Genomic DNA, 11,597 nt, shown 5'->3' on the forward strand with positions numbered 1-11,597 from the left:
AAGAGGTCGTGGCAATCCGTCCCTTTCTGAAGAGATTCTTCGCTTGCTGGGCTTGACCTTCCCACTGTGGGAGGCTCGAAAGTCCAGCTGTCATCAACCCAGTCCCAGGAGGACACCATGATCGCCTTCGAAGTCAACGACATGACCTGCGGTCACTGCGTCAGCACCATCACCAAGGCACTGAAGGCCGTGGACCACGCCGCCAAGGTGCAGATCGACTTGGCGACACATCGCGTGCTGGTCGAGCCCAACTCCGCCGATGCCGATGAGCTGGCCGAGGCCATCAAGGACGCGGGATACAGCCCGACACCCGTCGCGCCGATCAACGTCACGACCGAAAAGACGGCAAGCAGTTGCTGCGGCTGCGGCAGTCGCTGAATCAAGGGGCTTCCGCGGCATCAGCAGCCGGAGTTGACGCGGATCAAGCACCTGGGATCGGTCCCGATCAAAGCTCTCGTTGCAACCAACGAAAGGAACGCGCCGTGGACAACATGCAGCCAGCCCGCAAGCCGGCATGGCGAACACCGGCGGGTGTCTTCATGCTCGTCGCCGGCCTCGTCGGCTTGTATTACCTGTTGACTGAGCATTTGACGCACGTTACGCAGGCGATTCCCTTCCTCTTTCTGTTGGCGTGCCCGCTGATGCACCTGTTTGGGCATCACCAAGGCGGGCATCACCGGCACGGCAACGACACTCCCGAAGAGTAGCGGCTGCTTTGCTGCCCCAACCTCCCTGCGCTAGACGGATCCACCGACGGTGGCGCAGTTCTGTCTTCTGGCAGCTTAGGGTGCTAACGCCATGTTGACGCGACATTTGGCCAGGCTGCGCCGGCTATGCACTCGTGGCGGGACGGATGGCCGCCCCCGTTGACCGCAGTGCGTTGAAGGCGGCGGAGCTGCTCTCGACGGCGGGCGCCACTGCGTTGGGCGGCGGTCTTGCCCTGTTGTGGCCGAGGCTGGCCGACTTTGCGGTGCCGCTGCTCGTCATCGGCTTGCTGGTTCACGCGACCGGCATGGGCCTCAAGCAGAGGTTGCAACGTGGAGACCCTCAACCACGGTGGCACAGCGCCCTGGTGCGGGTGTGCTGGCTGGCAATGGCCGGCTTGGCCGCCTTCCTCGGCTGGCGCATCTCTGCAGGATGAATTGGAGAACACGATGGACCATCGTCACCATGATCACGACACGCATTCCGCAAGCCTTTCGCAACCCGGTGGCGCCGCGATCTACACCTGCCCGATGCATCCTGAGATCCGGCAGGACCACCCGGGCACCTGCCCCAAGTGCGGCATGACCCTGGAGCCGCTGATCCCGGAGGCGACGGCGGGCGATGACAACCCGGAGCTGYGGGCCTTCACTCGCCGTTTCTGGTGGACCCTGCCGTTGACCGTGGTGGTCATGACTCTGGCGATGGCTGGGCATCGGTTCAGCCTCATGGACCCCGCTCAGCAAAGCTGGCTTGAGCTGGTCCTGGTTTTGCCGGTCGTGCTGTGGGCCGGCGGGCCCTTTTTTGAGCGGTGCTGGCAATCCCTGGTTCATCGCAGTCCGAACATGTGGACGTTGATCGGTATTGGCACCGGCGCGGCGTTCGTCTACAGCGTGGTCGCGACGGTCGCGCCTGAACTGTTTCCGCAAAGCTTTGCGGCTCATGGCCGGATTGGCGTTTACTTCGAGGCGGCGGCCGTCATCATCTCGCTGACCCTGTTGGGGCAGATGCTGGAACTCAAGGCGCGGTCGCAGACCTCCGCGGCCATCAAGTCACTGCTCGGGTTGGCGCCCAAGACGGCAAGGCGGATCGAACCGGACGGCAGCGAATCAGATGTCCCGCTCACGCATGTGCACGTCGGCGACCGCCTGCGCATCCGCCCCGGCGAGAAGGTCCCCGTGGACGGCGTCGTCATCGAGGGGACGAGCGCCATCGACGAGGCCATGCTGACCGGCGAGCCGGTCCCCGTGACCAAACGCCCCGGCGACAAGGTCATCGGCGCCACCATCAATACCGCAGGTTCACTGGTGATGCAGTCGGAGCGCGTGGGATCGCAGACCATGCTGTCTCAGATCGTGCAGATGGTCGCCCAGGCTCAACGCTCCAAGGCGCCCATGCAACGAATGGCCGATCAGGTGGCCGGTTGGTTCGTGCTGGTCGTGATCGGCATCGCGGTAGCGGCCTTCCTCGCCTGGGGCCTGCTCGGCGGTGAGCAGGGCTGGCAGTTTGGGCTCATCAACGCGGTGTCGGTCCTCATCATCGCCTGTCCCTGTGCACTGGGCCTGGCGACACCGATGTCGATCATGGTCGCCACCGGCAAGGCTGCAACCCAGGGCATCCTGTTCCGCGATGCCTCGGCCATCGAGAACTTCCGCCGGCTCGACACGATGATCGTCGACAAGACGGGCACCCTGACCGAAGGCCGGCCGGCCTTCGACCGCGCCGTGGCGGCGCAGGGTGTGACCGAGGACGAGGTGCTGCGACTGGCGGCCAGCCTGGACCAGGGCAGTGAGCATCCGCTCGCGCAGGCCATCGTGGATGCGGCGCGCGCCCGCAAGCTCGCGCTGTCGCCGGCGTTGGACTTCGAGTCCTCCACGGGCATTGGTGTCAGAGGTGTCGTCGAGGGCCAGAAACTTGCATTCGGCAACGCGGCGCTGATGGCGCAGGACGGCGTGGACGTGTCGCTGTTGCGTGCGGCCGGCGAGGACCTTCGCCTGCAAGGCAGCAGCGTGATGTTCCTGGCTCAACAGGGGCGCCTGATGGGCATCCTGGCCGTGTCAGACCCCATCAAGACGAGCACGCCCGAGGCGGTCCAGAGCCTGCATGACGCGGGGATGCGCGTGGTGATGGCCACCGGCGATGGCCTGACCACCGCGCAGTCCGTCGCAAAGCAGTTGGGCATTGACGAGGTCCATGGCGAGGTCAAGCCGGCCGACAAACTCGCGCTTGTTGAACGGCTGCAGCGCGAGGGCCGCGTCGTGGGCATGGCGGGCGACGGCATCAATGACGCGCCGGCCCTTGCCAAAGCCGATGTCGGCGTGGCCATGGGGACCGGTACCGATGTGGCGATGAACAGCGCCCAGGTGACGCTCGTCAAGGGCGACCTGCGCGGCATTGCCCGGGCGCGAGGCATCTCCCAGGCCACCATCGCCAACATGCGACAGAACCTCGTGTTCGCCTTCGTCTACAACGCACTCGGCGTGCCGTTGGCAGCCGGCGCGCTTTATCCGTTCACCGGGTGGCTTCTGTCGCCCATGATTGCGGCGCTCGCGATGAGCCTGTCGTCGGTCAGCGTGGTTTTCAATTCTCTGCGGCTGCGGGGCCCGCAGTGAGCGGCCCCCCGGCCTGGGAACTGCTGATTCGGCCAGTCACGATGGGCCAGGCTGAGTGCCGGCCGGCACCGTTGACTTCCCGGATTCGCCGGCACGACCCTATTTACTGCGACCAGGTGAAGCGCGCGCCGTCGCTGTTGTCCGGCATGGGGCCAGGACTGTCGGCGCGGATATCCCCGGTCTTCGGATCGATGCGCAGGAAGCGGTTGGTGGCCAATGACATCAGCACCAGTTCGCCCGTCGGGGTTTCAATCCATTGGAAGCTTTGCGCCGTGCCCGGCTGGCCGGCCACCAGCGTCACCCCACCGTCCTCGCCGACCGTGACATGGCGTCGGCCCGATCGCAGGGCGACACGGCCCAGCTTGCGGTCGACGATCTCGAACCGCGTCGGCGCATCCGAAACCAGGCGCCCACCGCTGGCCGCCAGGCCGGTGCTCGCGTGAAACGACGTCAGCCGGACTGATCGGCCATAGGGAATGGGCCGCATCAGGCCGCGGGTATGCGGCTGATGGACGTCGATGCTGTCGAAATCGGCAAAACCGCCCTCGGCGCCGGTCGTGTTGTAGTTGAACAAGCTATAGCGAACACCTTGGAAGGTGAAGGTCTGATAGAGCAGCACGACCTCGTTGCCGATGGGCGTGAAGGTGTTGCCGTCGACCGAATAGCTGAAGCGCGCCCGTTCGGTGAGGAAGTCGCAGTCGGCCCGCAACCAGATGCGCGTTCCGGTCATCTTCACCCGCACCCGCTGATCCAGGCGCTGGTCGTAAAAGACGACATTGAGTTCGTCGGCGAGTTTCTCGACGCCCAAGGTCGCATAAGGGAGATTGAGTAGACCCAGGCCGGCCGTGTCGCCTGGCTTCAGGTTGGACACATCGAGCAGGACGGTTGGCGTGGACATTGGCCCGATCGCTCGCTGCGTCAGCGTGTTGCGCGCGTCGTAGAACGAGGTCGCCGGCAGGGCATGCAGCCGCAGGAAACCCGGTCGCTCTGACAACGACCACTTGTCGTCGACCGGGACGTGGTTCCACTGCCACAGGGGTTGGAGCTGCGGCGCCGAGAAGTCGTCGCTGCGCTGAAAGGGCACACGCACCGGCTGCGGCGTGGCAGTCTTGGGCTTCACCCACGTCCGCGGCGTGCGCGTCAGGTTGCCAGGCAGGCCAAAGTAGGGCCAGCCGTCCTTCCAGGTGATCGGAGACAGGCTGAGCAGGCGACCGACGGAGTTGAAGTCCATCATTGAAAAGCCCCACCACTCGCCCGCAGGCGTCTGGATGATGCCGCCCTGGTGCAACGCCAGGCTGTGGTTGGCGGCGGGGTCGGGCCCCCAGGTCTCGAACGGCGGCTGGCGCGTGCCCAGGCGCAAGCTTGAGGCCATGCCGAAGTCCTCATGCAAGCTGATCGCTTGATGGACCTCGTAGGGCCCCAGCACATGATCCGCTCGCGCCGCCGGCATGCGAAAGCCGCCCGCGTAGTTGGCGCTGATGATGTAGTACTTGCCGTCGATCTTGTAGAAGTGCGCGCCCTCGCCCATGCCGGCGTCCTTGGTGAACAAGACGCGCTCGGTGCCCGGCACGATGTCGGTCAGGTCGTCCGTCAGCTGGGCCAGTCGCATCATCTGGTGATCCCAGACGACATAGGCCTTGCCGTCGTCGAACAGCACGGACAGGTCGTGGAAGCTGCGCTTCATCGGCGTGCGTGTCCAAGGCCCCTTCGGATCGGTGGCCGTGAACATCTGGGTCACCTGGCCGTTGACGTTGGCAAAGATGTAGAACTTGCCTTCGTGATAGCGGAAGGACGGCGCCCAGATACCCAGGCCATAGATGTGGTTGCCGCCCTCCAGCCGGAAGGCCGGGCCGAGGTCGAGCTTGTCCATCGCGTAGGCAACGAACTCCCAGTTGACCAGGTCTTTCGAGCGCAGGATCGGCACGCCCGGCATGGTGTGCATGGTGGTGCCGGTCAGGTAGAACCAGTCACCGACGCGGATCAGGTCCGGATCTGAAAACTCGTCATAGAACAAGGGATTGGTGAAGGTGCCGTCGCCGTTGTCCGGCGTCCAAGTGGCGGTCGACAAGCCCTTGGACGCGCTCGCCGCTGGCCCCCCGCCCTTCAACGCAGATGCCGGCGCCGCGCAGGGCAACAGCGTCAAGGCGATGCATGACAGCAGCCCGGATATGAAAACTACGGGCGATCTCGACCCATGCCACATGACGCTTCACCTTTCAGATTGCCCAGTTCGAACTGCCGCTGGCGGGCATGCAGCGGGCGATTGTCGACAGACTTTGGTATGACCAAATTGAAGTTTACGCATAAACTGGTCAGACCCTTTTCGGGTTTGGCCTCCCACGTCGTCATCCAAGCCTTCGGCTGTGCCTAGACCGGGTTGGGCGATTCCAGGTCTCTCAAAACCACTCCGGGTAACGCCCGCAACAACCTCTTGAAGGTTCACGCCCAGCCATGCGCCTCGTCAGTCTCCTGCACCGCATCGCCCTTTGCTGCGCCGCCCTCGCCTGCGGGGCCGCGCCGGCTGCCGAACCGGCGCCCGGCGCCAATCCGGTGCTGCGTGACCGCTTCACCGCCGACCCTGCACCGCTGGTCGTGGGCGACACGGTCTATCTCTACGTCGGCCGTGACGAGGCCAAGGGCGACGAGTTCTTCCGCATGAACGAGTGGCTGGCCTATTCCTCCAAGGACCTGCGCCACTGGATCGCCCACGGCGCCTTCATGAAGCCTACCGACTTCAAGTGGGCGGTGGGCGACGCGTGGGCCGCGCAGGTGGTGCAGCGCAACGGCCGCTTCTACTTTTACGCCACCGTGCAGCACAACGACACGCAGCCGGGCAAGGCCATCGGCGTGGCGGTGGCCGACAACCCGCTGGGCCCGTTCAAGGATGCGCGCGGCTCGGCGCTGATCACCGATGCCGCGACGCCGGCCCCCTACGGCTGGAACGACATCGACCCCACCGTCCTCATCGACGACGACGGCACCGCCTGGCTGGCCTGGGGCAACCCGGTGCTCTACCTGGCCAAGCTCAAGTCGAACATGACCGAGCTGGACGGGCCCATCGAGAAGATCGCGTTGCCCAACTACACCGAGGGGCCGTGGCTGTCCAAGCGCAAGGGGATGTACTACATGACCTACGCGTCCATGGCGCACCAGGGGCTCGCCGAGCATCTGTCCTATGCCACCGCGCCCAGCCCGCGCGGGCCCTGGACCTACCAGGGCACGCTGACCGGCACTGCCAAAAACAGCTACACCATCCACGCCGGCGTCATCGACGACTTCAAGGGACAGTCCTACCTGGTCTATCACAACGGCGCGCTGACCCTGCCGGATGGGGAGACCGGCGCCGGCGCCCGCCGCTCCGTCACGATGGAATACCTCTACTACGACGCCGACGGCCGCATGTGGCCCGTGACGCAGACCGAGGCCGGCATCAGTGCGCCGCCCAAGCCGCCCACCGGCAAGGTGCCCGCGCTGGCGGACCCGGGCCGCTCCGACCCCCGCGTGGCCGTCCAGCAGTTCGCCCAGGGCTATCCCGAAACCTGGCCGGGCAGCCCGGCGCTGGCCTCGGTCACCCGGCCTTTCGAGCAGGCCCCTGAACCCGTGGGCTTCCATCGCGACGGCGGCGGCGCCAGCCGCCTGGTGCAGACCTTCGTGCCGCGCGCCGACATCGCACTGGGCCGGCTCAGCCTGTACGCCGGCGACGGCCACGGCACGGATGCCACGCGCAGCTTGCGCCTGTCGCTGCGCGACGTGGAGGCCGGCACCGAACTGCTCGGCGCGGGCGAGGGCCTGGCCATCGCCTACCGGCCGCAAGGAGCAGGGCTGCTGAGCTTTGACTTCAGCGCCCATCCGCTGGTCGTGCTGAAGTCCGGCCGCCGCTATGCGCTGGCGCTGCAGGGCCAGAAGGATGCGCTGACGATCAATCTGCGCGCCAGCCGCAGCGACGTCTATGCCGGCGGCGAGGCCAGCCTCGACGACCGGCCGTTGAAGGACCGTGAGGGCCGACCCATGGACTTCGCGTTCGCGCTCTACGCGCGCTAGCCATGCGGAGCTGGCCCCAGGCCGCTGGGTTCGCCATCGGCGGGTCGGACATGGCAACCGTATCAATATGAAAACTCAGAAGATCACCTGCAAGGTATCGACCGTCGGTGTTCCCCGGGGCGACGGGGTCCCGGCGGATCAACTGCGACGGCACCTGCTGCAAGCCATCGCCGTTGCGCCGCTGCTGCTTGGCATGCCAGCCGAGGCCGAAGAGAGAGACAGTGAGAGCGAAACCGCGCAGCCTTTCCCCTTGTCGGATGTGCGGCTGCTCGACGGTCCTTTTCGCAAGTCCCAGAGCCTCAACGCGCTCTACCTCGAGTCGCTCAACTGCGACCGCTTGCTGCACAACTTCCGGAAAAATGCGGGACTCGCTCCGAAGGCGCCGGTGTACGGCGGATGGGAGGCGGAAGGGCTTTGCCCGGGCCACACCCTGGGCCATTTTTTGAGCGCCTGCTCAATGTTGTGCGCATCCACCGGACGGGAGGGGCTGCGCGCCAGGATCGACTACGTCGTCAGTGAGCTGCAGGCCTGCCAGGCAGCGGCGCCCGGCGGCCTGGTGTGCGGCTTCCCCGATGGCGATACGCAACTGCGCAATTGCCTGGCAGGCCGCCCTGTCGTTGGAGTGCCCTGGTACACCCTGCACAAGTTGATGGCCGGTCTGCGCGACGCGTATCTGCACCGGGGGAACACCCAGGCGCTCGCGGTCCTGGTGCGTATCGGCGACTGGGTCGACGAGGCCGCGCGGCCGGTCGACGAGCCGCGCTTTCAAAAAATGCTCGATCTGGAGCACGGCGGCATGGCCGAAGTGCTGGCGGACCTGCACGCGCTGACCGGGGAGGCGCGCTACCTGCGCCTGGCTGAGCGCTTCAGCCACCGGGCCCTGCTCACGCCGCTTGCCGAAGGGCGCGACACCCTCGACGGCTTGCACGCCAACACGCAGATTCCCAAGGTGATCGGCTTCGCCCGGCTGCACGGACTCACGGGACAGGCGCATTACCGGCAGGCCGCGCGCTACTTCTGGCGCACGGTAGTCGAGCAGCGCTCGTTTGCGACGGGGGGGCATGGCGACAACGAGCATTTCTTTCCGCCCGCCGAATTCGAGAAGCATCTGGCCTCGGCTTCGACCATGGAAACCTGTTGCACCTACAACATGCTGCGTCTGACGCAAGCCTTGTTCGCCGCGCAACCATCGGCCGCCTACGCCGACTATCACGAACGTGCCCTGTTCAACGGCATCCTCGCCTCCCAGGACCCGGACAGTGGCATGTTCACCTACTTCCAGGCCACCCGGCGCACCTATCCGAAGCTCTATTGCACCCATGAGCATTCGTTCTTCTGCTGCACCGGCACGGGGATGGAAAGTCACGCCAAGCACGGCGATTCCATCTATTTCCACCGTCGGGAAGTGCTGTATGTGAATCAATACATTGCGTCGGATCTGCATTGGGCCGACCAGGGTGTGCATCTGCGCCAGACGACCACGTTTCCCGAGCGCGGCGCCAGCCGGCTGACGCTGCGGCTGGAGCGGCCCACAAAGCTTGTCCTCAAGCTGCGCCACCCGGGCTGGTGCCGGCAGCTGAGCGTGCGCCTGAACGGCCGCCAACTCATGGCCAGCGACAAGGCCGGGCGCTACGTGGAGCTCTCGCGCACCTGGCGCAACGGCGACGTGCTGGATATCGACCTGCCGATGCATGTGCATCTGGCACCGTTGCCGAACGCGCCCCAGATTGCGGCGCTCATGTACGGCCCCCTGGTGCTGGCCGCGCGCGTCGCCGGCCCCGCCATGGCGCCCGGTGCCGATTTGGTGGCATGGAACGTGTCGTATGGCAAGACGTTCAAGGAGCCGCTGGAGATCCTCCCGCTACCCCTGCCTGGCACCGGCCTTGATGGGGCGGTCCGGCGCGGTACTGGCCCGCTGATGTTCCATCTGAGCGGGCCGGGCCTTGGGGAGGAGTACGAACTGCTGCCGTTCCACAGAATCGCGCACGGCTACTACAACTTGTACTGGCGAAGCCCGCAGTGATGACCTCCATAGACAAGAACTTGGACCAACCCTGACAACCTGACCCCACCCCATGAGCCGACCGTTTTCTTCCCTCCTGCTGGCCCTCGTCCTTGCCTGCATCACGTCTCAGCCCCTTTCAGCGGCACCGGCCCCTAAGGAGATGCAGGTCGATCCTGCTCATAACCCTCTTATCTGGGCCGACGTCCCGGACATCGCCATCATTCGCGTAGGCAAGACCTACTACATGAGCAGCACGACGATGCACATGAGCCCAGGCCTGCCGATCATGAAGTCGACGGACCTGGTCAACTGGACCATGGCCTCGTACGCCTATCAAACCCTTGCCGACAACGACGCCTTGCGCCTCGAAAACGGCAAGAACGCCTACGGTGAAGGCTCCTGGGCCAGCAGCCTGCGTTACCACGACGGCGTGTTCCATGCCTCTACGTTCGCCGCCAACACGGGTCGCACCCACATCTACACCACGCGCGATCCGGAACGCGGCCCGTGGAAGGAGACGAGCTTCGAGCCCTTGCTGGGTGACCACAGTCTGTTCTTCGACGACGACGGTCGCGTCTACATGGTCTACGGGGGTGGCCGAATCATGCTCACCGAGATGAAACCGGATCTCTCCGGCATCAAGCCCGGCGGCGTGAACAAGGTCATCGTCGAAAACGTCAACGCCCTCTTCGGCGCCGACCAGGGCGGGCTCAAGGGCGAAGGCTCGCAGCTTTTCAAGGCCAACGGCCGCTACTACCTGTTCAACATTGCCTCACCCGGCAGCCGTTGGGCACGCACCGTCACCATCCACCGCGCCGACGCCATCGACGGCCCCTACGAAGGTCGCATCGCGCTCGATGACCGCGGTATCGCCCAGGGCGGCCTGATCGACACCCCGGAAGGCAAGTGGTACGCCTATCTCTTCAAGGACAACGCGGCCGTCGGTCGCATCCCCTACCTCGTGCCGGTGACCTGGAAAGACGGCTGGCCCGTGCTCGGCGAAAACGGCAAGGCACCCATGACGCTCGATATCCCCGCCGGCGCACAGGGCGTCTCGGGAGCCTCCGGCATCGTCGCCTCCGACGAATTCGACCGCCGGCCCGGCGACCCCGCCCTGCCGCTGGCCTGGCAATGGAATCACAACCCGAAGCCCCATGACTGGTCGCTCACCAAGCGGCCGGGCTACCTGAGCCTCACCACCAGCCGGGTCGTTCCCACGCTGCTCGATGCCCCGAACACGCTCACCCAGCGCACCTTTGGCCCGAGCAGTTCGGCCACCACCCGCATCGACGTGAGCGGCATGAAGGACGGCGACTGGGCCGGCTTGTCCGCCTTTCAACGGCAGTACGGTTTCGTGGGCGTCAAGATGAGCGACGGCGTCCGTTCTCTCGTCATGGTGAGCGCCGAAACGGACAAGCCCGAGGAGATCGCCTCCATCCCCCTCCCCGGCAAGACCGTTCATCTCAGGGTCGACTGCGAATTTGAGCCTGCGCCTGAACTCGCCCGCTTCTCCTACAGCCTCGACGGTAAATCCTGGACCCCCATCGGTCGTCCCTCTCGCCTGAAGTACACCTTCCCGCACTTCATGGGCTATCGCTTCGGCCTCTTCTATTACTCGACCAAGACGGCCGGCGGCCGTGTCGACTTTGACTACTACCGCGTCGGGCAAGGGACGGAAGACCGTCGCTGACAAGGCGCGATCACTTTCGGCCTTCCTCCACCTGCGCCCCACTTGAATAGACAACCCCTGTGAACTCCATCAAACACGGCCTCGCCGTACTCGGCCTGATCGCCGCACCGGCTTTTGCCGCCAACCCGGTCAGCATCAACATCGACGCCGGCAAGCCCGGCCCGGTCATCAGCAAGTACGTCTACGGCCAGTTCGCCGAACACCTCGGCACCGGCGTCTACGAAGGCATGTGGGTCGGCACCAAGTCGAACATCCCCAACACCCGGGGTTGGCGCAATGACGTCGTCGGCGCGCTCAAGGAGCTGCATGTGCCGCTGGTGCGCTGGCCGGGCGGCTGCTTCGCCGACACCTACCACTGGCGCGACGGCATTGGCCCGCAGGACAAGCGCCCGAGCAACGTCTGGGGGACCCACGTCGAAGAGATCAACGCCGTCGGTACGCACGAGTTCTTCGACCTGATCGAGATGATGGGCGCCGACGCCTACGTCAACGGCAACGTCGGTACCGGCAGCGTGCAGGAGATGGCCGACTGGGTCCAGTACATGAC

At 65.4% G+C, this 11,597-nt stretch carries 8 protein-coding genes and 1 pseudogene; 8 read left to right on the forward strand and 1 reads right to left on the reverse strand.

Translation table 11 applies throughout. The features are described from left to right. Positions 1-117: 117 nt before the first annotated feature. From AC1DW0_RS08015 to AC1DW0_RS08030, 4 genes are all read left to right on the forward strand, one after another. Entirely contained in the window at positions 118-378 is a 261-nt protein-coding gene (locus AC1DW0_RS08015; protein ID WP_457356568.1) for a heavy-metal-associated domain-containing protein, read from the forward strand. 113 nt (positions 379-491) lie between these two features. Beyond that, the gene (locus AC1DW0_RS08020; RefSeq protein WP_477945343.1) at positions 492-707 is read left to right on the forward strand and encodes a DUF2933 domain-containing protein; all 216 of its coding nucleotides are present in this window, start codon (positions 492-494) and stop codon (positions 705-707) included. Between the two features lie 146 nt (positions 708-853). Beyond that, complete coding sequence (locus AC1DW0_RS08025; protein ID WP_477945332.1) at positions 854-1,141, forward strand: hypothetical protein; 288 nt, start codon at positions 854-856, stop codon at positions 1,139-1,141. 13 nt (positions 1,142-1,154) lie between these two features. Then, complete coding sequence (locus AC1DW0_RS08030) at positions 1,155-3,314, forward strand: copper-transporting P-type ATPase (protein ID WP_477945333.1); 2,160 nt, start codon at positions 1,155-1,157, stop codon at positions 3,312-3,314. A 103-nt stretch (positions 3,315-3,417) separates the two neighbouring features. Here the strand turns inward: AC1DW0_RS08030 and AC1DW0_RS08035 are convergent, their stop codons facing one another. After that, complete coding sequence (locus AC1DW0_RS08035; RefSeq protein WP_477945334.1) at positions 3,418-5,382, reverse strand: family 43 glycosylhydrolase; 1,965 nt, start codon at positions 5,380-5,382, stop codon at positions 3,418-3,420. A gap of 383 nt (positions 5,383-5,765) precedes the next feature. Here AC1DW0_RS08035 and AC1DW0_RS08040 point away from each other — a divergent pair, with 383 nt between their 5' ends. The 4 genes and pseudogenes from AC1DW0_RS08040 to AC1DW0_RS08055 form a co-directional block, all read left to right on the forward strand. Next, positions 5,766-7,355: a glycoside hydrolase family 43 protein gene (locus AC1DW0_RS08040; protein ID WP_477945335.1), complete on the forward strand. Its 1,590-nt coding sequence runs from the start codon at positions 5,766-5,768 to the stop codon at positions 7,353-7,355. A 67-nt stretch (positions 7,356-7,422) separates the two neighbouring features. Continuing rightward, positions 7,423-9,378, forward strand: a complete 1,956-nt coding sequence (locus AC1DW0_RS08045) for a glycoside hydrolase family 127 protein (RefSeq protein WP_477945336.1) — start codon at positions 7,423-7,425, stop codon at positions 9,376-9,378. 52 nt (positions 9,379-9,430) lie between these two features. Beyond that, positions 9,431-11,050, forward strand: a complete 1,620-nt coding sequence (locus tag AC1DW0_RS08050; RefSeq protein ID WP_477945337.1) for a glycoside hydrolase family 43 protein — start codon at positions 9,431-9,433, stop codon at positions 11,048-11,050. Between the two features lie 59 nt (positions 11,051-11,109). Continuing rightward, a pseudogene (locus AC1DW0_RS08055) lies at positions 11,110-11,597 on the forward strand (alpha-N-arabinofuranosidase); the annotation flags it as partial.

The organism is Roseateles sp. P4_D2 (assembly GCF_056401875.1).

Bases quoted from the DNA above. Each gene is read 5' to 3' on its own strand.
- AC1DW0_RS08020 (WP_477945343.1), top strand. From the start codon at position 492: ATGCAGCCAGCCCGCAAGCCGGCATGGCGAACACCGGCGGGTGTCTTC.
- AC1DW0_RS08025 (WP_477945332.1), top strand. From the start codon at position 854: ATGGCCGCCCCCGTTGACCGCAGTGCGTTGAAGGCGGCGGAGCTGCTC.
- AC1DW0_RS08040 (WP_477945335.1), top strand. From the start codon at position 5,766: ATGCGCCTCGTCAGTCTCCTGCACCGCATCGCCCTTTGCTGCGCCGCC.
- AC1DW0_RS08050 (WP_477945337.1), top strand. From the start codon at position 9,431: ATGAGCCGACCGTTTTCTTCCCTCCTGCTGGCCCTCGTCCTTGCCTGC.
- AC1DW0_RS08045 (WP_477945336.1), top strand. From the start codon at position 7,423: ATGAAAACTCAGAAGATCACCTGCAAGGTATCGACCGTCGGTGTTCCC.
- AC1DW0_RS08015 (WP_457356568.1), top strand. From the start codon at position 118: ATGATCGCCTTCGAAGTCAACGACATGACCTGCGGTCACTGCGTCAGC.